The organism is Bounagaea algeriensis (assembly GCF_054491375.1).
The window spans coordinates 2,334,921-2,356,285 of the sequence record NZ_CM137102.1 but is presented as its reverse complement, the minus strand read 5'-3'; the positions used below and the strand labels follow the sequence as shown (position 1 = coordinate 2,356,285).

The window sequence follows — 21,365 nt, the reverse complement described above, 5'->3', positions numbered from 1 at the left end:
GGTCGGACATGCGCAGGTCCCCGCGCTGCGAGCGCGGGGACCTGCGCGAGGCTCACCAACGGGGGAGAGCGGAGCTCGCCGCGGCTCACTCGGAGCGGGTGAGGTTCTCCGGCGGGGCGTCCGGGACGAGCGCGGGTTTGCTCTCGCCGCGGAAGGTGAACGAGGCGCCCTCGTCGGAGCCTTCCCCGTCCCAGTTCTCCACGTCGATGACGACCACCTGGCCGGGCTCGAGCTCGCCGAAGAGGATCTTCTCGGAGAGCTTGTCCTCGATCTCCTGCTGGATCGCACGCCGCAGCGGCCGCGCACCCAGCACCGGGTCGAAGCCGCGGCGGGCCAGCAGGCTCTTGGCCTTGTCGGTCAGCTCCAGCGACATGTCCTTCGACTTGAGCGCCTTCTCCACCCGCGTGCTCAGCAGGTCCACCATCTGCACGATCTCGTCGCGGGTGAGCTGGTGGAACACGATCACGTCATCGATGCGGTTGAGGAACTCCGGCCGGAAGTGCTTCTTCATCTCCTCGTTGACCTTGGCCTTCATCCGCTCGTAGTCGGAGTCCTGCTCCTGGCCGGAGGAGAAGCCCAAGCCCACCGTCTTGGAGATGTCGCCGGTGCCGAGGTTCGAGGTGAAGATCAGCACCGTGTTCTTGAAGTCCACCGTGCGGCCCTGGCCGTCGGTGAGGCGGCCGTCCTCCAACACCTGCAGCAGCGTGTTGTAGATCTCCTGGTGGGCCTTCTCGATCTCGTCGAACAGCACCACCGAGAACGGCTTGCGCCGCACCTTCTCGGTGAGCTGACCGCCCTCCTCGTAGCCGACGTAGCCCGGCGGGGCACCGAACAGCCGCGAGGCGGTGTAGCGGTCGTGGAACTCGCCCATGTCGATCTGGATGAGCGCGTCGTCATCGCCGAAGAGGAACTCGGCCAGCGACTTGGACAGCTCGGTCTTGCCGACACCGGAGGGCCCGGCGAAGATGAACGAGCCCGAGGGCCGCTTCGGGTCCTTCAGCCCCGCACGCGTGCGGCGGATCGCCTGCGAGACGGCCGTGACCGCGTCGTGCTGGCCGATCACCCGCTTGTGCAGCTCGTCCTCCATGCGCAGCAGCCGGGAGGTCTCCTCCTCGGTCAGCCTGAACACCGGGATGCCGGTCCAGTGGGCCAGCACCTCCGCGATCTGCTCCTCGTCGACCTCGGCGGCGGTGTCCAGTTCCTCCCCGCTGGTGGCGCGGTGGATCCGCAGCCGCGCACCGGCCTCGTCGATGAGGTCGATCGCCTTGTCCGGCAGGTACCGGTCGTTGATGTAGCGGTCGGCCAGGCTCGCCGCCGAGGCCAGCGCACCGTCGGTGAACGACACGCGGTGGTGCGCCTCGTAGCGGTCGCGCAGCCCCTTGACGATCTCGACGCTGTCGGTGACCGAGGGCTCGGCGACCTGGATCGGCTGGAAGCGGCGCTCCAGGGCCGCGTCCTTCTCGATGTGCTTGCGGTACTCCTCCAGCGTGGTGGCGCCGATGACCTGCAGCTCACCGCGCGCCAGCACCGGCTTGAGGATGTTGGCCGCGTCGATCGCGCCTTCGGTGGCGCCCGCGCCGACCATGGTGTGGATCTCGTCGATGAACAGGATGATGTCGCCGCGAGTGCGCACCTCCTTGATCACCTTCTTCAGGCGCTCCTCGAAGTCACCGCGGTAGCGCGAGCCGGCCACCAGCGAGCTCAGGTCGAGGGTGTACAGGTGCTTGTTCCGCAGCGGTTCGGGGACGTCGTCCTTGGCGATGCGGTGGGCCAGGCCCTCGACGACGGCGGTCTTGCCGACGCCGGCCTCGCCGATGAGCACCGGGTTGTTCTTCGTGCGCCGCGAGAGCACCTGCATGATGCGCTCGATCTCGGTCTCGCGGCCGATGACCGGGTCGAGATGGCCGTCCCGGGCCTGCTGGGTCATGTTCTGGCCGTACTGGTCCAGCGTGAGGGATGCGGCGCGCTGGCCGCTCTCCCCGCCGGAGCCCACGCCCGCACCGGCGGACTCCCCGGACTGCGCCTCCGCGCCGTAACCGGAAACCAGCTGCAGCACCTGCTCGCGCACCCGGTTGAGGTCGGCGCCGAGCTTGACCAGCACCTGCGCGGCCACGCCCTCGCCCTCGCGGATCAGGCCGAGCAGGATGTGCTCGGTGCCGATGTAGTTGTGCCCGAGCTGCAGCGCCTCCCGCAGCGACAGCTCGAGGACCTTCTTCGCCCGCGGGGTGAACGGGATGTGCCCGCTCGGGGCCTGCTGGCCCTGGCCGATGATCTCCTCGACCTGCTGGCGCACGCCCTCCTGCGCGATTCCCAACGACTCCAGCGCCTTGGCGGCGACACCCTCACCCTCGTGGATCAACCCCAAGAGGATGTGCTCGGTGCCGATGTAGTTGTGGTTGAGCGCCCTGGCCTCCTCCTGGGCCAGGACGACCACCCGCCTCGCGCGGTCGGTGAACCTTTCGAACATTCGCACTCCCTGACTGCTGCGCCGGCAGTCCGTATTGCTGGGTCTTTCTCGGTCAACAACGGCGGTCGACCTGGCATTCCGGCCGACTCGCGGACGTAGCGGGTTGTTGGCGTCGCCGCCAGCCGGGTGGCTCACGGCGCTCCTGTCTGCGGCTGCGTACCCCCAGTATTGGCGTCAACACCGGTCGGAAAACACCATCACGCCATCCGAATTCCCCGGGTTTCGTGTAGAGCGAACAGCGGCTGCGACATTCCCCACCGAATGCGGTGTTTTTTGTGGTGTGGCCTACACGGCTCAGGCCGTTGCCGGTGCCTCCCGGCGCGCCGGCCTCCCGTCGCGCGGCCGGGAACGAGGTTCCGGATCGCCAACACCTCCTGTTCCACTCGTGGCCCTGTCCCGCTCGTGGCCGTCCCGCTCGTGGCCGTCCCGCTCGTGGCCGTCCCGGACACCGAGCATCTCAAGTGCCGGGGCCGTGGCGACCACCCGTGCGCGCGTGTCGGGATGTCTCACCTGCACACCGAAGCGAACACGCTGTGAATGCAGACATCCACGCCCATGTGCTGTTTTGTCACTCGTACGGATGAGAATGCTCAGTCGATTTCGTTCCCGCGGTGCGCAGTTGCTTCCCGTTGCCGGAGGAGATCGCTCCTGCCCGGCCTGCCGGTAGCACGTGAACGGTCCGTGAGCAGGGAAAACGAGCCGCGAGGGATGCTACGGCAAGAACGGGCCCGCACTCTGACACAATGCCTGAGCGGTGAGTTGCCCCTGATCCGGCGGGCGTCGATGATGCCCGCCTGGTCACTACCCGTGCAGAACTTCGCCGGCTCGGTCCCGCGGGAGGTGCGCGGCGAGGCTTCCCGGCCGACCTGGGGGTGATCACGGATCGAATGTCTGTCATCGACACGGGAGCACACATTGTCCACGCCGAGTGCCCAACCGGCTGATCGCTCCGTGGCGCAAGCCAACGCGATCACGACATGGTTCAGCGACAACGCCGGCGCGCTGGTCAGCGGTCTGATCAACATCATCATCGTCGCGGTGCTCGCTTTCGTGCTGCGCGCGATCGCCGGCCGCCTGATCGACCAGGCCACCAAGCGGATGATCAGTTCGCAGGAACGCTTGTCCGCGGCGAAGGCGAAGCTGAAGAACGGACCGGTGGTGCAGAACGGGGGAGAGGCCACCCGCGCGGAACGGCAGCGCCAGCGGGCCGCCACGATGGCCTCGGTGCTGCGCAGCGTCGCCTCGTTCCTCATCTTCGGCATCGCGTTCGTGACGATCCTCGGCCAGCTCGGCATCAGCATCGGCCCGATCCTCGCCAGCGCCGGCGTGCTCGGCCTCGCGATCGGCTTCGGCGCGCAGACCCTGGTCCAGGACTTCCTCGCCGGAATGTTCATGATGATCGAGGACCAGTACGGGGTCGGCGACGTCATCGACGCCGGTGACGCGGTCGGCACCGTCGAGGCCGTCAGCCTGCGCGTGACCAAGATCCGCGACCTCAACGGCGGCCTGTGGTACGTGCGCAACGGCGAGATCCAGCGCGTGTGCAACATGAACCAGGACTGGGCCAACGCCGTGGTGGAGCTGCCGCTGGACTACTCCGTCGACACCGACTTCGCCAAGCAGGTCATCCAGGGCAGCATCGACACCTTCGCCGCCGACCCGGAGGCGCAGCCGAGGATCCTGGAACGTCCCGACATCAGCGGTGTCGTCGGCATCGGCAACGGTGCGGTGACCGTTCGCGTGCTCGTCAAGACCCAGCCGGGTCAGCAGTGGGACCTCGGCCGTCGTCTCCGCGCCCAGCTCAAGACCGACCTGGACCGCCACGGCATCTCCATCGCGCAGCCGGTTCTGCCGGTCAGCGGTGCCGGTGCGGCCCAGCAGGGCTGAGCTGCCGAACGGGTTTCCCGCCGAACACGCGCGGCGCCGCCCCGGCGAGCTCGCCGGGGCGGCGCCGCGTTCGTGCGCGTGCCTCGGGTGCGACCGGGCCGCGGACGGGGCGGCGAGTGGTGGGGAGCCGTGCCTGTCCGCGGTCCGATCGCCGGTGCCCGATCACCGACGCGCGGTCACTGCGCCAGCGTCGAACGGACCTTCGCCGCCGCGTCGGTCATGTTCCGCAGCGCAGCGTTGACCTCCTCGTAGCCGCGGGTCTTCAACCCGCAGTCCGGATTGATCCAGAGCCGGTCGGCGGGTACGGCGCGCAGCGCCTCGTCGATGAGCGAGGAGATCTCCGCGGCGTCCGGCACGCGAGGGGAGTGGATGTCGTACACCCCGGGGCCGATGCCGCGGCCGTAGCCGACCGCGTTGAGATCGCCCAGCACCTCCATCCGCGACCGGGCCGCCTCGATGCTGGTGACATCGGCGTCCAGGTCGACGATGGCGTTGATGACGTCGCCGAACTCGGAATAGCACAGGTGCGTGTGGATCTGCGTGGCCGCGGCGATGCCCGAGGTGGCCAGCCGGAAGGAGTGCACCGCCCACTCCAGGTAGGCGGGCTGGTCGGTGGCCCGCAGCGGCAGCAGTTCACGCAGCGCGGGTTCGTCGACCTGCACCACGTTGATGCCTGCCGCTTCGAGGTCGGCGACCTCGTCGCGGATCGCCAGGGCCACCTGCTTGGCCGTGTCCGCCAGCGGCTGGTCGTCGCGGACGAACGACCAGGACAGCATCGTCACCGGACCGGTCAGCATGCCCTTGACGGGCTTGTCCGTCTGCTGCTGGGCGAAGGTGGCCCACTCGACGGTGATCGGCGCCGGCCGCGACACGTCGCCGAACAGGATCGGCGGGCGCACGCAGCGCGATCCGTAGGACTGCACCCATCCGTAGCGGGTGCTGACGAAGCCCTCCATGTACTCGGAGAAGTACTGGACCATGTCGTTGCGTTCCGGTTCGCCGTGCACCACGACGTCGAGTCCGAGCTGCTCCTGCAACTGGATCACGTTCCGGATCTCGTCGCGCATCCGCTGCCGGTAGCTCTCCCGATCGATGCTGCCGGCGGTCAACGCGGCCCGCGCCTTGCGCACATCGCCGGTCTGCGGGAACGAACCGATCGTCGTGGTCGGCAACGGCGGCAGCCGCAGCGCCTGCTGCTGGGCCTGCCGACGTTGCGCGTACTCCTCCCGGCGGGCGTCGCCGGGCTTCAGCGCAGCGACCCGGGCGCGTACCCGCTCGTCGTGCACCCGGGCGGCGCGTGCGCGGTCGTCCACGCGGGAGCGCGCTTCGGCCAGCTCGCGGGAGACGCTGTCGCGCCCCTCGTGCAGCGCGCGGTGCAGCGTGACGACTTCCCCGAGCTTCTGCTCGGCGAAGGCCAACCACGAGCGCACCTGCGAATCCAGCTCGGTCTCGGCATCGACGTCGTAGGGCACGTGCAGCAGCGAGCACGAGGTCCCGACCGCCAGTTCGCCCGCGGATCCGCGCAGCCGCTCCGCGGTCTCCAGCGCCCGGTCGAGATCGGTGCGCCAGATGTTGCGCCCGTCGACCAGTCCGGCGACCACCGACTTGCCGCGCAAACCGGTCAGCTTCGGGACCTCCTCCACTGTGGAGGGACTGGAGACGAGATCGAGCGCCAGGCCTTCCACCGGGCTGTCGGCCAGAATCGGCAGCGCTTGGCCGAGATCACCGAAATATCCGGCAACGAGCAGGTTCGGCCGCTCCTGCAGCTCTCCGAGCCGGGCGTAGGCCGAACGCAGCGCCTGCAGCTCGGCCTCGGAGCGGTCCCCGGCGAACGCGGGTTCGTCGAGCTGCACCCACTGGACACCCGCGCGGTGCAGTTCGGCCAGCAGGTCGGCGTAGGCGCTGACGAGATCATCCACTGTGTCCAGCGGAGCGAAACCTTCCGGTGCGTCCTCGGCCGGTTTCGACAGCAGCAGGAAAGTCACCGGCCCGACGACGACCGGGCGGGTGGTCACGCCCTCGTCGGCAGCTTCGCGGTACTGGTCCACCACGGCCGTGTCGGACAGCGCGAACCGCGTGTCCGGGCCGATCTCCGGGACCAGGTAGTGGTAGTTCGTGTCGAACCACTTGGTCATCTCCAGCGGCGGCGTGGATTCGACGCCGCGCGCCATGGCGAAGTACGTGTCGAGCGGGCCCAGGCCCAGCGCGGTGTAGCGGTGCGGCACGGCGCCGAACGTCACCGCTGCGTCGAGCACCTGGTCGTAGTACGAGAACGTGTTGCTCGGCACGGAGGCCAGTCCGGCATCGGCCAGCGTGCGCCAGGCGCCGACGCGGATGTCCCGCGCGGTCGCGCGCAGATCGGCCTCACTGATGCGGGAGTTCCAGTACCGCTCCAGGGCACGTTTGAGTTCTCGGTTCGGACCGATCCGGGGATAGCCCAGGACGGTCGATCCGATGGTGCTGGTCAACGCTTCTCCTCGGTTCGACGACACAGGACGCCGAAGTCCGATGGGGGATGTGCCCGACCATCGGCACGCGGGGTCGCAAACACGGACCGCGCCGGTGCCGATCGTCCGCGGGGTCCTCCCTCGAGACCTCGGACATACGCGCGTCGTGGTGACGCGCGTACCGGTGGCAGGTCTTCGGACTCGCGGGCGTTCTCGGAGTTCGTCCGAGGTTCCTACGCGCCGTCGGCTTCCCAGGCGCTCGGCCCAGTGCCCACCCGACCATCGGCCGGGGACGGCGTTCGTTCCCGCACACCGCTGCGGGGCAGTCCCGGAATCGCACCGGGTTCCCTCTCGCCTCGCACTCCCGTCCGCCGGAAACCCCGGCACGGCAGTGCGAACCACCAGCACGCATGACCTTACCCGCTCGGCGGCCTGTGACAAGACCGCTGCGCCCGCAGCGGCCGCACAGCGGGCTCCGCGCAGCGGGCGCACCCCGCTTGCCGTGGAGTTCCGCAACGGCTCCGGGCGGGACGAGATCCGCGCCACAGGACCGGGGCAACAGGACCGGGGCAACGGGACTGGTCGACGAGACCGGGTCAACCGCCGAACGGCTCGCGCACGTGGTCGACGATGTCGGCCACCGAAGCGATCGTCCGGTCCGGCTGGAACGGGTACTGGCGCGCCGTGTCCTGCCCGGAGAGGCCGGAGAGCACGAGGATCGTGCGCATGCCCGCCTCCATGCCCGAGCGGATGTCGGTGTCCATGCGGTCACCGAGCAGCAGGGTGCGGTCGGCGCTGGCCCCGAGCGTGCGCAGCGCGAAACGCAGCATGAGCGGGTTGGGCTTGCCCACGTAGTACGGCGGTTGCCCGGTCACGCGCTCGACGAGCGCGGCGACCGCACCGGTCGCCGGCAGCGATCCCTCCCGGTCGCGTCCCAGCTCGTCCGGGTTCGTGGCGAGGAACCGCGCACCGTTCTCGATGAGCCGGATGGCCTTGGTGATCGCGCTGAAGCTGTACGTGCGGGTCTCGCCGAGGATGACGTAGTCCGGGTCGTGCTCGGTGAGCACGTAGCCGGCTTCGGTCAGCGCCGTCGTCAGCCCCGGTTCGCCGACGACGTAGGCCGAGCCGCCGGGCCGCTGCTGGGCGACGAAGGAGGCCGTGGCCAGCGCCGAACTCCAGATGGCGTGTTCGGGGAGGTCCAAACCGCAGGTCAGCAGGCGGGCGCGCAGGTCGCGGGGAGTGCAGGCCGAGTCGTTGGTGAACACCAGGTACGGCAGCTCGTGCTGGTGCAGTGCGGTGAGGAACTCCTGCGCTCCGGGCACGACGCGTTGTTCGTCGCGCATGAGCACGCCGTTGAGGTCCATTAGGTAGGTCCAGCGGGCGGTATCGGACACTAACTCTCCAATTGCTGGAAGCTTCGGCATTGCGGGCGGGGAGGAAGTCAACACCGCATGATCCATCGAACCCGATGCGAAGCGCATCCGGGCCCGGTGGCGGTCAGCTGGGCAGGACGCCGTAGCGGGGCGCCGGTGCGCCGGCGAGGTGTTCGCCTCGGCCGGCGCGCTGCTGCGCGTCGGCGATGACGGCTTCGGCGGCCACCCGTTCTTCCCAGCCGCGGGCTTCGCCGCTCTTGCGGGGTTCGATCGTCTTGTACACGTGGAAGAAGTGGCTGATCGCGTTGAGCCGGTGCTGCGGGACGTCCGGCAGGTCGTGCACCGCCTCCATGCGCGGATCGTCCACCGGAACGCAGAGGACCTTGGCGTCGGGACCGCCTTCGTCGCGCATCCAGAACACCGCGATCGGACGCACGCGGACCGCGCACCCCGGGAAGGTCGGGCTGTCGAGCAGGACCATCGCGTCGAGCGGGTCGCCGTCCTCGGCCACGGTCTCCGGGAAGTAGCCGTAGTCGGCCGGGTACTGCGTGGCCGTGAACAGCGTCCTGTCCAGGCGGATGCGCCCGCTCGTGTGGTCCATTTCGTACTTGTTCCGCGATCCCTCGGGGATTTCCACGACCATGTCGAGATCCATGGACGCCTCCGCGCCTGCTCGCTCGGTGGTGCCGGAGCACCATTGTCCTCGCAGCGTGCCACGGAAGCGGGCCGTTGCCGCGGTACGTGCGCCGTGTGGTCGCTGTGGACAACGCTCGATGGCGGAGTAGCGGGCGCTGAACCTGTTCGCGGACGCCCTCGTCGACGGTCGCTCGGCAGCTGGGCGTCCCGGCGGTGGTGCGGAGCGCCGAAAATGCATTAATTACATTGGTTATTTCAGTACTGGATGAAATTAACTCGTTCAACCGGGCTCGGCACGAACAGCCAAGAAGGGCGGACCCCCGCCGCGTACGCCTCCGCTCCCGACAGGCCTGGCCGGGTGTCGCTCGAGATCGCTACCGTGATCACGTTGACCCGCCAGTGCGTCACCGCGCGCCGGATGGAGGACGCTATGCAACACGCGGAGAAGGCGTCGCTGATCGGCGACGAGAACACGCCCAACGCCGCACGGCTGTACGACTACTACCTCGGTGGGGCGCACAACTTCGAGGCCGACCGCAGCAAGGCGCACCAACTGATGGACCTGTGGCCGAACGTGGTGCCGGTCGCCCGGTTCAACCGGGGCTTCGTCCGCCGCGTCGTGCGGCACGCGATCAGCGCCGGGATCACCCAGTTCCTCGACCTCGGCTCCGGGGTGCCCACGGTCGGCAACGTGCACGAGATCGCCCGGGAACAGGTGCCGAACGCGCGGGTGGTCTACGACGACTACGAGTCCGTCGCCTTCAACTACAGCACCCTGCTGCTCGACGAGCACGGTTATCCCCGCGACGAAGTCGCCGTGGTCAACCAGGACCTGCGCGATGCCGAGGCGGTGCTCAACGACCCGCGCACGCTGCACGTGCTCGACTTCGAGAAGCCGATCTGCGTGCTCATGATCGCCGTGCTGCACTTCGTGTCCCCGGACGACGACCCCGCGGAGATCATCCGCCGCTACTCCGCCTGCCTGCCGTCGGGATCCTGGTTGGCCCTCACCCACATCGCCAACGACGAAGCCCCCGCCGAACAGGCCCGTGCCGTCGACGAGTTCGCCGATGCCTACCGGGACACGAGCAACCCCCTGTTCGTGCGCGATCACGACGAGATCGCCTGCTGGTTCGACGGTTTCACCGTCCTCGATCCCGGCGTCACGTTCATCCCCGACTGGCGCCCCGACGCCGCCCTCGACGACCCCACCGCGGCGCGCCGCCTCGCCTGGTGCGGAGTCGGCTGCAAGGACGGCTGAACTCCACCGGTCATTCCGCGTCGCGCGGCGCCCGGACGACGACCACCGGGCAGCGGGCGTGGTGCGCGCAGTACTGCGTCACCGAGCCGAGCAGCGCCGCGGTGAACGCCCCGCGGCCGCGGTTGCCCAGCACGAGCAGTTCCCCCTCCGCGACCGCGGCCAGCAGCGCCTTCGCCGGGTGCCCGTTGACCACTTCGCGTTCGATCTCCACCGGTTGCCGTCCGCCGGTGACCTCGTCGATCACCTCGGCCAGTCCGCGAGCCGCGTCGGTGTTCAGGTTCTGCCGCGTCGGCGCGGCCTCCCAGCCGTAGATCGGCGGGCTGTCCCAGGCGGTCAGCGCGACCAACCGCGAGCGGGTCCGGCACGCCTGGTCGATGGCCCAGGACAGGGCGGCTTTCGACTCGGCCGAACCGTCGACACCGACCACGATCTTGCCCTGCGTCATCAGGCCTCCCGCAACACGCCCGCCCCGGCCGCGGCGCTGCCGCAGCACTGTGCCGCGTCCGCCCGCGCTGCGCAGGACGGAACGCAGCGGCAGGCGGGTTCAACGGAACGGTACGCCGCGCCGCGGTCGGACGCCGGTTCGGCGGTTGACGCACCGCAGCACGGATCGGACGTGCGGACGTCGTCGACACCGACTACCAAGGAACCGTGGAACCGGACCAGGCGCTGCGCGAAATCGCGTTCTTGCTCGAACGGGCACAGGCGCCCACGTTCCGCGTGCGTGCGTTCCGGCGCGCCGCCGCGATCGCGGCCGAACGCGACGACGTGGCCGGGCGTGCCCGACGGGGGACGCTGACCCGCGTCGACGGGATCGGCACCACCACGGCGCAGGTGATCGAGCAGGCGGTGCGCGGCGACGTGCCCGACTACTTGCAGCTGTTGCGGTCCGATGTGGAGTTGCCCGTCGAAGGGCGGAACGTGCGCGAGGCGCTGCGCGGGGACTGCCATGCGCACTCCGACTGGTCCGACGGTGGCGCTCCGCTGGAGGAGATGGCCCGGGCGGCCCGTGGGCTCGGCCTGGAGTGGCTGGTGCTGACCGACCACTCGCCGAGCCTGGCCGTGGCTCGCGGCCTCTCCGCGGAGCGGCTGCGCGAGCAGCTGCGGGTGGTGGCCGAGCTCAACGAGCGCCTCGCCCCGTTCCGCGTGCTCACCGGTATCGAGGTGAACATCGATTCCGAGGGAGAGCTGGACCAGGACATCGACCTGCTCGCCGAGCTCGACCTGGTGGTGGCCGGCGTGCACGCGCAACTGCGGATGCCGTGCCGGGAAATGACCGAGCGGTTGTGCGCGGCGGTGGCGAACCCGCTGGTGAACGTCCTGGGCCACTGCACCGGGCGCCGCGTGGGTCCCAGTCCGCGGGCCCGGTCCAGCTTCGACGCGCACACCGTGTTCGCCGCATGCCGTGACCGCGGAGTTGCCGTGGAGATCAACTCGCGACCCGAGCGCGCGGATCCGCCGGACGAGCTGCTGCACCTGGCCCGCGATCTCGGTTGCGAGTTCACCATCGACTCGGACGCGCACGCTCCCGGCCAGCTCGACTGGCAGACCTACGGGTGCGCCCGCGCGGAGCAGGCCGGGATCCCCGTCGAACGCATCGTCAACGCGCGCACCGCCGAGGAGGTCGTCTCCTGGGCCAAGCGGTAGCTGGCCTCACCCGGTTCGGCGTTCGGCGTCCGGGGTGGCGAACTGGGTGCGGTACAGCTCGGCGTAGCGGCCACCGCGGGCGAGCAGTTCGGTGTGCGTGCCGTGCTCGGCGATGCGGCCTTCGGCGAGCACGAGGATCCGGTCGGCCTCGCGGATCGTGGCCAGCCGGTGCGCGATGACCAGCGCAGTGCGCCCGCGCAGAGCGGTGCGCAGCGCCTGTTGCACCGCCGCTTCCGACGTGGCGTCCAGGTGCGCGGTCGCCTCGTCGAGCACGACGATCGGCGGGGCTTTCAACAGCAGCCGGGCGATGGCCAGCCGCTGCTTCTCCCCGCCGGAGAGGCGGTAACCGCGGTCGCCGACGACCGTGTCCAACCCGTCCGGCAGGGCGCCCACGATTTCGGCCAGCCGGGCGGTGCGCAGCACCTCGTGCAGCTCGGCCTCGGTGGCCGTCGGCCGCGCCAGCAGCAGGTTCGCCCGGATGGTGTCGTGGAACAGGTGCGCCTCCTGGGTGACCACGCCGATCGTGGTGTACAGCGAGGACAGCGGCACCTCGCGGATGTCCGTTCCCCCGATGCGCACGGCCCCCGCGGTGACGTCGTACAGCCGGCCGGCCAGGTGCGTGACCGTGGTCTTGCCCGCGCCGGAGTGCCCGACCAGCGCGATGGTCTCACCGGGGCGGGCGTGGAAGCTGACCTCGTGCAGCACCGGGTGTTCCGGCGCGTCGTCCGGGCGGGCCACCGACTCCAGCGAGGCCAGCGACACCTCGTGCGAGGCGGGGTAGCGGAAGGACACCCGGTCGAAACGCAGATCGGCTGCGCCCTCCGGCAGGGGAGCGGCGTCGGGCCGGTCGGTGATCATCGGTTTCAGGTCGAGCACCTCGAAGACCCGGTCGAAACTGACCAGCGCGGTCATCACATCGACGTGCACGTTGGACAGCGCGGTCAGCGGCCCGTACAGCCGGGTCAGCAGCGTCGCCAAGGCCACCAGCGTGCCCAGTTGGAACGCGCCGGCCAGCACGAGCCCACCGCCGAGTCCGTAGGCCACGGCGGTGGCCAACGCGGTCAGCAGGGTGAGCACGATGAACAGCACCCGGGAGTACATCGCCGAGACCACGCCCAGGTCGCGGACCCGGGCCGCTCGGTCGTCGAAGCGCGCGGACTCCTGCTCGTGATCGCCGTAGAGCTTGGTCAGCATCGCACCGCCGATGGTGAACCGCTCGGTCATCAGCGAACTCATCTCGGCGTCGACCTGCATCTGCTCGCGGGTGACGCGTTGCAGCCGGCGGCCCACCCATCGCACCGGCGGCAGGAACAGCGGTAGCAGCAGCAGCGCGAGCAGCGTGATCTGCCACGACAGCGTGAACATCGTTGCCAGTACGAGCACCACGGTGACCACGTTGGACACCACTGCCGACAGCGTGCTGGTCAACGCCCGCTGCGCGCCGATCACGTCGTTGTTCAGCCGGCTGACCAGCGCGCCCGTCTGCGCCCGCAGGAAGAACGCGATCGGCATCCGCTGCACGTGCCCGAACACTTCCGCGCGCAGGTCGTAGATGAGCCCTTCCCCGAGGCGTGCGGAGAACCAGCGCTGTCCCAGCTGCAGGGCCGCTTCGAGCAGCGCCACGGCTGCGACGGCCACCGCCAGCCAGAGCACCACGGCGAGCTCGCCGGGCACGATCCCGTTGTCGATGATCGCCTTGAACAGCAGCGGGTTGATCACGCCGACGACCGCCGAGAGCACCACCAGCGCGAGGAACGGCACGATCTCGCGCACGTACGGGCGGGCGTAACCGGCGATGCGCCGCACCAGCCCGGCCGAGAGCCGCTGCCGCGTCACCGACCGCTCGCTGGCGAACGACCGCATCACCTCCCAGCTCGTGGACATCCGGACTCCTTCCGTCGTCGGTGGCGCGGTGCGCCCCTGGCGTCGACGAACATCCTCGAACTTGACGTGCACTCGAGGTCAACGGGCAGTGCGGTCAACGGGCAGTGCGGTGGAGCCGCGTGGAAAGCGTCAGGTTTCGGTGCCGACGTAGTGGAACTGCCAGGTCCCGTCCGGCCGGCAGGTGCGCCGCTCGTAGGCCAGCTGCGGTGCGAACGCGCGGGCGTCGCGCGCCGGGGCGGGCAGGGTGATGCGCGGGACGGGCGTGCCCGCGGAGTCGGCGGCCACGGTCACTTCACGCCCGTCCTCGGGGCCGCCGAGCAGTCGGACAGCGGTCGTGTCCAACGCGGGTTCCTCTCGCCGGGGCAGCATGGTGCCCCTGGGACTCGGCGGGGGCGCGATCCGTTCCGCGTCCCACCGGATCGAGTGACAGCAGCGGCTCGTCCGTCAGGAGCCCTCCGGGGTGAGGAGCACGTGCAGGGTGCGGGGGCCGTGCACCCCCTCGACGCGGTTCAGCTCGATGTCGCTGGTCGCGGAGGGGCCGCTGATGAACGTCAGCGGCCCGCTCGGGTCGAGCCGTCGCAGCGCTGCCGGCACGTCGTCGGCGATCTGCTCGTGCCGCACCACGCACACGTGCAGGTCGGGCACGAGCGTCACCGCGCGGCGGCCCTGGCCGGGGCCGTGGTCGAGCACGATCGTGCCCGTGCTGGCGATGCCCACCGCGGCGGTGGTCACCACCGCGTCCACAGCGGTCAACTCGTCCGTGCTGAGCGCGCCGTCCTCGTCCGGCTCGGTTCCCAGCTGCCCGGCCACGGCGCTGCGCCACGCCGCGGGAACCCCCTGCGGCACGACCGCGCGGCGCGCTCCGGACTCGGCGAGGATCCCGCCGATCGCGCCGGTCAGCTCGTCGGGCCGCACCTGCCGCACCACCGCCCTGTACTCGGCGACGCGCTCGTGGAACAGGGCCACGAGGTCCTCGGCCGGGCGCGTCCGGCGGTAGTCGCGGGGGATCTCCCCGGCCTCGACCCGCGCGGTGCCGTGCAGCGCGGAGCGGACGCGGCTGAGCACCTCCTCGCGGGCGCTGCCGTGCGCGCGGGCGCCGTTGCTGTCGGTCACGTGGACTCCCCTCCTCGGGTGCGCTGCCACCAGCTCCGGAAGGACTCCGCCGGCGGGGCCGGGGCGTCGCGCGCGTCGGTCCACCGGGCGAGCGGGCCGGGCAGCCGCCCGATCGTGCCGGACCGGCCCAGCACGTGCCGGCTCAGCGACGCGAGCCGCTGCGCCGCGGCCAGCCTCCGGTGGTCGCCGAGCACCCAGCTCGCGGCGTGCATCGCGGTGTCCAGCGGGGCGTCCCGCGCGGTGTGCTCCTGCTCGACCACGCGGGTGCGCAGGTGCACCAGCATGTCGGGGATGTTGATGGCCACCGGGCACACGTCGTAGCAGGCTCCGCACAACGAGGAGGCGTACGGCAGTGCCTTGTCCTGTTCCGTGGAGGTGCCCCGCAGCTGCGGGGTGAGCACCGCGCCGATCGGTCCGGGATAGACCGAGTCGTAGGCGTGCCCGCCGGTGCGTTCGTACACCGGGCACACGTTCAGGCAGGCCGAGCAGCGGATGCAGCGCAGCGCTTCGCGGCCGAGCTCGTCGGCGAGCGCGTTCGTGCGCCCGTTGTCCAGCAGCACCACGTGGAACTCGGACGGTCCGTCGCCGTCGGCGACGCCGGTCCACGTGGAGGTGTAGGGGTTCATCCGCTCGCCCGTGCTGGACCGGGGCAGCAGCTGCAGGAGCACTTCCAGGTCCTGCCACGTGGGCACGAGCTTCTCGATGCCGACGACGCTGATGAGCGTCTCCGGCATCGTCAGGCACATGCGCCCGTTGCCCTCGGATTCGACGACGACGAGCGAGCCGCTGTCGGCGACGGCGAAGTTCGCCCCGGAGACCGCGACCTTGGCGCGGAGGAACTTCTCCCGCAGGTGGTGGCGCGCGGCTTCGGCGAGCTGCTCCGGATCATCGGTGAGGTCCTCGGGTGCGGCGGCGCCGGCCTTGCCCATTTCGCGCAGGAAGATCTCGCGGATCTCCGCGCGGTTGCGGTGGATCGCGGGCACCAGGAGGTGGCTCGGCGCGTCGTCGTCGAGCTGGACGATCAGCTCGGCCAGGTCCGTTTCCCGGGCGTCGATGCCGGCCCGCTCGAGCGCCTCGTTGAGCTCGATCTCCTGGGTGGTCATGGACTTGACCTTGACCACTTCGCTCTGGCCGGTGGCCCGCACCAGGTCGGTGACGACGCGGTTGGCCTCCGCGGCGTCGCGCGCCCAGTGCACCGTGCCACCGGCCGCGGTCACCGCCGATTCGAAGCGCTGCAGGTAGTCGTCCAGGTGCGACAGGGTGTGCGCCTTGATGGCGGCCCCGGACTGGCGCAGCTGTTCCCAGTCGTCGAGCTCGTCGACGACCTCGCCGCGTTTGCGGCGGATCGTGGCGGTGGCGTTGCCGAGGTTGTGCCGCAGCTGGGCGTTGCCCAGCTCGCGGCGCGCCGCCTCGGGGAAGGCCGGCATGCCCAGGTATGCGCTGCTCACCGGCTGTCTCCTTCCGTGCTCGCGAGGATTTCCGCGAGGTGCATCACTCGCACGCCGCCGCGTTGCCGGTTCAGCAGGCCGCCGATGTGCATCAGGCACGACGAGTCGCCGGCGCAGAGCACCTCGGCGCCGGTGTCCTGCACGTGGCGGGCCTTGTCGGTGCCCATCGCCACCGACACGTCCGGGTTCTTCAGCGCGAACGTGCCGCCGAACCCGCAGCACTGGTCCCATTCCGGCAGCTCCACCAACTCCAGCGAGCGCACCGCCCGCAGCAGCCGGGTGGGCCGGTCGCCGACGCGCAGCAGCCGCAGCGAGTGGCACGTGGGGTGGTAGGTCACGCGGTGCGGGAAGTACGCGCCGACATCGGTGACCCCGAGCGCCGAGACGAGAAACTCGGACAGCTCGTACACGCGCGGCGTCAGCTGTTCCACCTCCTGCGCCAGCGCCGGGTCGTCGGCGGCGACCATGGCGTGCTGGTGCCGCACCGAGGCCGCGCACGACCCGGAGGGGGCGACGACGGCTTCGTAGTCGGCGAAGGCGTCGACGAACGTGCGCACCGACGAGCGCGCGCGGGATCGGTAGCCGGTGTTGGTGTGCATCTGGCCGCAGCACGTCTGGGCCAGCGGGAACTCCACCCGGCAGCCGAGCCGCTCCAGCAGCCGCACCGTCGCCTTCGGCGCCTCCGGGAACATCGTGTCGCCCAGGCATGTCGCGAACAGGGCCACCCGCGGCGGGGCCTCGGCCATGCACCACCTCCTCGCTCCGCGCCCCGTCGGCGGGGCTGCGCGCACCTCGTCCGCTCGCGGCGCACCACATGCTGCCCGTGGTGCAGCACGCGCGCCGGACCGCATCGACCATGTTGTGGTCAGACCATAGTCCGCACCGTAGCCTGGAAGCCAGGGCACGAGGACGGAAGGGGGAGCGTGAGCGGGACGGACGCAGGGGAGAAGGACCGCTCCACGGGCGAGGCCGCGTGGCGGCCGGTCGCGCGCGCCCCCACCTACGAACTCGTCGTCGAACGCATCGAGGAACGCATCCTGGCGGGCGATCTGCGCGTCGGCGATCGCCTGCCGCCGGAACGCGACCTCGCCGGCATGCTCGGCGTCAGCCGGGCCGCCGTGCGCGAGGCCTACCGAGCGCTGCAGGCCCAGGGCGTGCTGCGCATGTCCGTGGGCACCGGTCCCGACTCCGGCACGACCGTCGCCGCCCTGCCGGGCCGCGCGCTGCAGCGGTTCCTGCGGCTGCACGTGGCGCTGGCGAACTTCCCACCGGTCGACGTGGTCGAAGCGCGCGTCATGCTCGAGCGGCACAGCGTGCGGCTCGCCGCCGAGGGCGCCACCACGTCCCAAGTGGATGCGCTCGATCGGATCGCCGACGGCATGGACGATCCCGCCGTGGACCGCGACCGGTTCAACGAGCTCGACACCGAATTCCACGTCGCCCTCGCCGAGGCCGGCGGCAACCGGCTCGTCGCCGAGATGACCAGTGCCGTCCGGGAATCGCTGCGGCAACCGCTGCGCGCGGCGTTCCACCGCCTCGGCGATGACTGGGATCGCGTGCGCACCCGGCTGTGCGCCGATCACCGCGGCCTCGTCGACGCGGTGCGCTGCGGGGACGGTGCGGCCGCCGAACAGCGCGTCGAGGGGCACATCCGCTGGTTCTACCGGCAGCTGCCCACGGACGTGGATCTCACGCGGTAGGGAGTTCGCCGCCCGCGGAGCACCGGTTCAGGACACGTCGGCACTGCCGGGCGGGGCACTGCCGGGCGGGGCGGTGTCGGGAGTGGACTGCGCGGCTTGTGCGCTCGGCGCGGCCCGCAGGTCCGCCTCGATCCGGCTCGCCGTGTCCAGCAGGGACGGCAGCAGCCGTTCCCGCGCGTCCTGCTGGCTGGTGCGGCTGGCGTGCGAGGAGATGTTCACCGCCGCCACCACCCGGCCCGCACGATCCCGGATCGGCGCGGCGATGGAACGCAGCCCCTGCTCCAGCTCCTGGTCGATCAGCGCCCAGCCCTGCCGCCGCACCTGCTGCAACTCCTCGCGCAGCTGCTCGACCGCGGTGACCGTGTGCGTGCTCAACCGCGTGAGTTCGGCGCGGCCGAGGTAGCTCTCGAAATCGCCCTGCGGCAGGTGCGCCAGCAGCACCCGTCCCATCGACGTGGCAAAAGCGGGGAAGCGGGTGCCGATGTTGATCGACACCGTCATGATCCGCGACGTCGGTACACGCGCGACGTAGACGATGTCGGTGTCGTCCAGCACCGACACCGACGCCGACTCCTCCACGGTCGAGACCAGCCGCTCCAGGTGCGGCTGCGCGATCTCCGGAAGCGAGCGGCTGGACAGGTAGGCGAACCCCAGTTCCAGCACGCGCGGGGTGAGCGCGAACGCGTGCCCGTCGGTCCAGACGTATCCCAGCTGGACGAGCGTGTGCAGGAACCGCCGGGCGGCCGCGCGGGACAGCCCGGTCTCGCGGGCCACCTCGGCCAGCGTCATCTCCGGGTGGTTCTCGTCGAACGCGCGGATCACCAGGAGTCCGCGGGCCAGCGACTGCACGTAGCCGCCGGGCTCGGTTTCGGGCTCCATGACAGGACTCCTCGGCTCGGCACGGCTCGGGCGGACGCGGGTGCGGAACAGGCTCACCCGGTCTCGTCGAGAATGGTATTCGCCGCGGCGAAGGCGCTGTTGGCTCGGGGCACGCCGGCGTAGATCGCGACGTGCATGAGCACCTCGCGGATCTCCTCGGGCGTGACGCCGATGCGTCGCGCGGCGCGCACGTGCATGGCGAACTCGTCCTCGTTGCCCAGTCCCGCCAGCAGCGCGAGCGTGAGCATGCTGCGGGTGCGCTGCTGCACCGCGTCCGAGTGCCACACCTCACCCCAGGCGTAGCGGGTGATGAAGTCCTGGAACGCGGCTGTGAAGTCGGTCGTGCGCTCGACCGCGCGATCCACGTGCTCATCGCCGAGCACGGAGCGGCGCACGCCCATCCCGTCGTCGCGGCGCGTGGCGTCGTCCCGGTCAGAGGTTCGGTTCTCGGGCACGGCGCTCCTTTTCGTACGTGGTTTCTGCCCGGTCAGTCCTGTGCGGAGAAGTGCTCCAGCAACAAGCGGTTGATCGCGGCGGGCTGTTCCGCGTTGGCCAGGTGCGCGGCCGCCTCCACCACTTCGAGCCGCGCACCGTCGACCGCCGCGGCGATGTCCGCGGACCGCTCCGGGGGCGTGGCCGGGTCCTCGGCGCCGGCGACGACCAGCGTCGGCGCCGCGATCGCGCCGAGGTGTTCGCGGATGCGCATCGTCGCGATCGCCTCGCAGCAGCCGGCGTAGCCCTCGTCGTCGGCGGCGCGCAGCTGCTCGGTGAACCGTTCGCGGACCTGCGGATCCTCGGCGGTGGCGGGGGTGAACCACTTGGGCAGCGAGGGTTCGACGAGCGCTTCGGTGGTCTTCTCGCGCACCAGCGCGGCCCGGTCGTGCCAGGACTGCGCCGGCATCTCCGCCGAGGTGCACAGCAGCGCCAGCCGGTCGATGCGTTCCGGGGCGTTCTCGGCCAGCCACATGCCCGTCATGCCGCCGAGCGAGACGCCGGCGAAGTGGGCGCGTTGCACGCCCAGCTCGTCCAGCAGGGACAGCACGTCCCCGCCCAGGTCGGCCATGGAGTACGGGCCGGACGTGCTCGCGGGGGTGCGCCCGTGGCCCCGCTGGTCGTAGCGCAGCACGCGGAACCGCTCGGCCAGCACCGGTACCTGGTCGTCCCACAGGCGCAGGTCGGTGCCGATCGAATTGGACAGCACCAGCACCGGAGCGTCCTGCGGCCCGGCGAGTTCGTGGTGGACGGTCATTCCTGCTCCAGACGTGCGTGTTCGCGCAGTGCGGTGTCGACGAATTCCGGGGCGTGGCCGAGGTGGTGGGCCGGGTCGGTGGCCGCGTCGATGGCGCTGTCGGACAGCACCGCCCGCACCCGCTCGTCGGCGCGCAGCTGTTCGGCCAGCGTGCTGCCGCGGTCGGCGGCCCGCCGCGAGGCCTCGCCGACGAGCTCGTGCGCCTCGGTGCGGTCCAGGTGCTCGGCCAAGGCGGACGAGGCGGCCTCGGCCATGATCGCACCGCCGGTGCGGTCGAGGTTCGCGGCCATCCGCTGCGGGTGCACCTGCAGCTCGGCGAGCGCGGTGCGGGTGTGCGCCGCGGCCGCCGCGGTCAGCCGCAGCAGCTGCGTCACCGGTTCCCACTCGGCCTGCCACGCTCCCGCTGCCCGCTCGTACTCCTGCGGCATCGCACCGAGCACAGTGGACACGAGGTCGGGAACGCGCCGCGCGATCGCGCCGACGAGCACGGAGCCGACCGGGTTCTGCTTGTGCGGCATCGCCGAGGAGCCACCGGAACGGCCCTCGGTGAGCTCGCCGACCTCGGTCTGCGCGTGCAGCGAGACGTCGCGGGCGATCTTGCCGCACGCTCCGGTGACCGTGCCCAGCGCGCCGGCGAGCTCGGCGATGCGGGTGCGGTCGGTGTGCCAGGGAACGGCCGGGGCGGGCAGGCCGAGGCGCTCGGCGAGCCCGGTCACCACCGCCGGTCCGTGCCCGCCGAGGGAGGCCAGGGTGCCGGCGGCGCCGCCGAGCTGCACCGCCAGCCGGTGGCGGCGCACCCGCCGCAGCGCCGCTGCGGCCTGCTCCAGCGAGGTCAGCCACGTGGCGCAGCGGGCGCCGAACGTGGTCGGCAGGGCCTGTTGCAGCAGCGACCGCCCGACCAGCGGGGTGTCGCGGTGCCGTTCGGCCAGCTGCGCGCAGGCTTGCGCGGCCCCGCGCAGGTCCGCCAGCACGAGGTCGGCCGTGCGGGCGGCGAGCAGCATCGCCGCCGTGTCGACCACGTCCTGGCTCGTCGCGCCCTTGTGCACGTATCGGGCGGCCGAGGCGTCGACCTGGCCGGTCAGGTCGCGCACCAGCGCGATCACCGGGGTCGCCGAGGAGACCGCGCGTTCGGCGATCGAGGCCGGGTCGAACGCCTCGACCCGGCAGTGCCGGTCGATCTCGGCGGCGGCTGCGGTGGGGATGAGGCCGGTGTCGGCCTCCGCGCCGGCCAGGGCGCCCTCGAACTCCAGCATCGCCGCGAGCCAAGCCCGGGCATCGGTCTGCTCGGTGGCCTGCGGCGTGCTGAACATCGCTCCGAACAGGCTGTCCACAGCGGATTCCTTCATCTCACGCGGGGTCGCGGATACCGGGGGT

The 21,365-nt window shown here is 71.0% G+C and carries 18 protein-coding genes and 1 riboswitch; of the genes, 4 read left to right on the top strand and 14 right to left on the bottom strand.

Annotation, left to right across the window (positions count from 1 at the left end; all coding sequences use genetic code 11):
- Positions 1 to 85: 85 nt before the first annotated feature.
- Positions 86 to 2,467 (bottom strand): ATP-dependent Clp protease ATP-binding subunit, encoded by a 2,382-nt coding sequence (locus ACVGV2_RS10675; RefSeq protein WP_459162218.1) that lies wholly within the window; start codon positions 2,465 to 2,467, stop codon positions 86 to 88.
- 915 nt (positions 2,468 to 3,382) lie between these two features.
- Here ACVGV2_RS10675 and ACVGV2_RS10670 point away from each other — a divergent pair.
- Positions 3,383 to 4,354, top strand: coding sequence for a mechanosensitive ion channel family protein (locus ACVGV2_RS10670; RefSeq protein WP_459162217.1), 972 nt, complete (start codon positions 3,383 to 3,385; stop codon positions 4,352 to 4,354).
- 176 nt (positions 4,355 to 4,530) lie between these two features.
- Here the strand turns inward: ACVGV2_RS10670 and metE are convergent, their stop codons facing one another.
- The 3 genes from metE to ACVGV2_RS10655 form a co-directional block, all read right to left on the bottom strand.
- Positions 4,531 to 6,822 (bottom strand): 5-methyltetrahydropteroyltriglutamate--homocysteine S-methyltransferase, encoded by a 2,292-nt coding sequence (gene metE / locus ACVGV2_RS10665; RefSeq protein WP_459162216.1) that lies wholly within the window; start codon positions 6,820 to 6,822, stop codon positions 4,531 to 4,533.
- A gap of 148 nt (positions 6,823 to 6,970) precedes the next feature.
- A riboswitch (cobalamin riboswitch) is annotated at positions 6,971 to 7,198 on the bottom strand.
- A gap of 199 nt (positions 7,199 to 7,397) precedes the next feature.
- Positions 7,398 to 8,225 (bottom strand): HAD-IIA family hydrolase, encoded by an 828-nt coding sequence (locus ACVGV2_RS10660; RefSeq protein ID WP_459165956.1) that lies wholly within the window; start codon positions 8,223 to 8,225, stop codon positions 7,398 to 7,400.
- A 73-nt stretch (positions 8,226 to 8,298) separates the two neighbouring features.
- Positions 8,299 to 8,829, bottom strand: a complete 531-nt coding sequence (locus ACVGV2_RS10655; RefSeq protein ID WP_459162215.1) for an inorganic diphosphatase — start codon at positions 8,827 to 8,829, stop codon at positions 8,299 to 8,301.
- Between the two features lie 411 nt (positions 8,830 to 9,240).
- Here ACVGV2_RS10655 and ACVGV2_RS10650 point away from each other — a divergent pair, with 411 nt between their 5' ends.
- Positions 9,241 to 10,071 (top strand): SAM-dependent methyltransferase, encoded by an 831-nt coding sequence (locus ACVGV2_RS10650; protein WP_459162214.1) that lies wholly within the window; start codon positions 9,241 to 9,243, stop codon positions 10,069 to 10,071.
- 10 nt (positions 10,072 to 10,081) lie between these two features.
- On the opposite strand, the gene ACVGV2_RS10645 is transcribed toward ACVGV2_RS10650, so the two are convergent.
- On the bottom strand, positions 10,082 to 10,516 hold the full coding sequence (locus ACVGV2_RS10645) for a universal stress protein (RefSeq protein ID WP_459162213.1): 435 nt from the start codon (positions 10,514 to 10,516) through the stop codon (positions 10,082 to 10,084).
- Between the two features lie 206 nt (positions 10,517 to 10,722).
- On the opposite strand from ACVGV2_RS10645, the gene ACVGV2_RS10640 reads away from it, so the two are divergent.
- Positions 10,723 to 11,718, top strand: coding sequence for a PHP domain-containing protein (locus ACVGV2_RS10640; RefSeq protein ID WP_459162212.1), 996 nt, complete (start codon positions 10,723 to 10,725; stop codon positions 11,716 to 11,718).
- Between the two features lie 6 nt (positions 11,719 to 11,724).
- On the opposite strand, the gene ACVGV2_RS10635 is transcribed toward ACVGV2_RS10640, so the two are convergent.
- The 5 genes from ACVGV2_RS10635 to ACVGV2_RS10615 form a co-directional block, all read right to left on the bottom strand.
- The gene (locus tag ACVGV2_RS10635) at positions 11,725 to 13,602 is read right to left on the bottom strand and encodes an ABC transporter ATP-binding protein (protein ID WP_459162211.1); all 1,878 of its coding nucleotides are present in this window, start codon (positions 13,600 to 13,602) and stop codon (positions 11,725 to 11,727) included.
- Positions 13,603 to 13,731: 129 nt separating this feature from the next.
- On the bottom strand, positions 13,732 to 13,944 hold the full coding sequence (locus ACVGV2_RS10630; RefSeq protein ID WP_459162210.1) for a hypothetical protein: 213 nt from the start codon (positions 13,942 to 13,944) through the stop codon (positions 13,732 to 13,734).
- Positions 13,945 to 14,046: 102 nt separating this feature from the next.
- Positions 14,047 to 14,715: a LutC/YkgG family protein gene (locus ACVGV2_RS10625; protein ID WP_459162209.1), complete on the bottom strand. Its 669-nt coding sequence runs from the start codon at positions 14,713 to 14,715 to the stop codon at positions 14,047 to 14,049.
- Entirely contained in the window at positions 14,712 to 16,142 is a 1,431-nt protein-coding gene (locus ACVGV2_RS10620) for a LutB/LldF family L-lactate oxidation iron-sulfur protein (protein WP_459165955.1), read from the bottom strand. Before ACVGV2_RS10620 ends, ACVGV2_RS10625 begins: the two co-directional genes overlap by 4 nt.
- A gap of 17 nt (positions 16,143 to 16,159) precedes the next feature.
- Positions 16,160 to 16,909 (bottom strand): (Fe-S)-binding protein, encoded by a 750-nt coding sequence (locus tag ACVGV2_RS10615; protein WP_459162208.1) that lies wholly within the window; start codon positions 16,907 to 16,909, stop codon positions 16,160 to 16,162.
- Positions 16,910 to 17,086: 177 nt separating this feature from the next.
- On the opposite strand from ACVGV2_RS10615, the gene ACVGV2_RS10610 reads away from it, so the two are divergent.
- On the top strand, positions 17,087 to 17,863 hold the full coding sequence (locus ACVGV2_RS10610) for a FadR/GntR family transcriptional regulator (RefSeq protein WP_459162207.1): 777 nt from the start codon (positions 17,087 to 17,089) through the stop codon (positions 17,861 to 17,863).
- A gap of 27 nt (positions 17,864 to 17,890) precedes the next feature.
- Here ACVGV2_RS10610 and ACVGV2_RS10605 read toward each other — a convergent pair whose 3' ends face one another.
- Genes ACVGV2_RS10605 through pcaB form a run of 4 tightly spaced genes read right to left on the bottom strand, consistent with a single transcriptional unit; the run spans position 17,891 to position 21,322 of the window.
- Positions 17,891 to 18,742 carry an IclR family transcriptional regulator gene (locus ACVGV2_RS10605; protein ID WP_459162206.1) on the bottom strand — a complete coding sequence of 284 codons (852 nt, stop codon included), beginning with the start codon at positions 18,740 to 18,742 and terminating at the stop codon, positions 17,891 to 17,893.
- Between the two features lie 53 nt (positions 18,743 to 18,795).
- The gene (gene pcaC, locus ACVGV2_RS10600) at positions 18,796 to 19,197 is read right to left on the bottom strand and encodes a 4-carboxymuconolactone decarboxylase (protein WP_459162205.1); all 402 of its coding nucleotides are present in this window, start codon (positions 19,195 to 19,197) and stop codon (positions 18,796 to 18,798) included.
- A 32-nt stretch (positions 19,198 to 19,229) separates the two neighbouring features.
- On the bottom strand, positions 19,230 to 19,991 hold the full coding sequence (gene pcaD / locus ACVGV2_RS10595; protein ID WP_459162204.1) for a 3-oxoadipate enol-lactonase: 762 nt from the start codon (positions 19,989 to 19,991) through the stop codon (positions 19,230 to 19,232).
- Positions 19,988 to 21,322: a 3-carboxy-cis,cis-muconate cycloisomerase gene (pcaB, locus tag ACVGV2_RS10590; RefSeq protein WP_459162203.1), complete on the bottom strand. Its 1,335-nt coding sequence runs from the start codon at positions 21,320 to 21,322 to the stop codon at positions 19,988 to 19,990. Before pcaB ends, pcaD begins: the two co-directional genes overlap by 4 nt.
- Positions 21,323 to 21,365: the final 43 nt, after the last annotated feature.

What these genes read in the sequence shown, in the direction of transcription:
- ACVGV2_RS10620 (WP_459165955.1), bottom strand. Translation starts at nt 16,142, where the DNA reads ATGCCGGCCTTCCCCGAGGCGGCGCGCCGCGAGCTGGGCAACGCCCAG.
- ACVGV2_RS10655 (WP_459162215.1), bottom strand. Translation starts at nt 8,829, where the DNA reads ATGGATCTCGACATGGTCGTGGAAATCCCCGAGGGATCGCGGAACAAG.
- ACVGV2_RS10605 (WP_459162206.1), bottom strand. Translation starts at nt 18,742, where the DNA reads ATGGAGCCCGAAACCGAGCCCGGCGGCTACGTGCAGTCGCTGGCCCGC.
- ACVGV2_RS10650 (WP_459162214.1), top strand. Translation starts at nt 9,241, where the DNA reads ATGCAACACGCGGAGAAGGCGTCGCTGATCGGCGACGAGAACACGCCC.
- pcaD (WP_459162204.1), bottom strand. Translation starts at nt 19,991, where the DNA reads ATGACCGTCCACCACGAACTCGCCGGGCCGCAGGACGCTCCGGTGCTG.
- ACVGV2_RS10660 (WP_459165956.1), bottom strand. Translation starts at nt 8,225, where the DNA reads ATGCCGAAGCTTCCAGCAATTGGAGAGTTAGTGTCCGATACCGCCCGC.
- ACVGV2_RS10615 (WP_459162208.1), bottom strand. Translation starts at nt 16,909, where the DNA reads ATGGCCGAGGCCCCGCCGCGGGTGGCCCTGTTCGCGACATGCCTGGGC.
- ACVGV2_RS10675 (WP_459162218.1), bottom strand. Translation starts at nt 2,467, where the DNA reads ATGTTCGAAAGGTTCACCGACCGCGCGAGGCGGGTGGTCGTCCTGGCC.
- ACVGV2_RS10645 (WP_459162213.1), bottom strand. Translation starts at nt 10,516, where the DNA reads ATGACGCAGGGCAAGATCGTGGTCGGTGTCGACGGTTCGGCCGAGTCG.
- ACVGV2_RS10635 (WP_459162211.1), bottom strand. Translation starts at nt 13,602, where the DNA reads ATGTCCACGAGCTGGGAGGTGATGCGGTCGTTCGCCAGCGAGCGGTCG.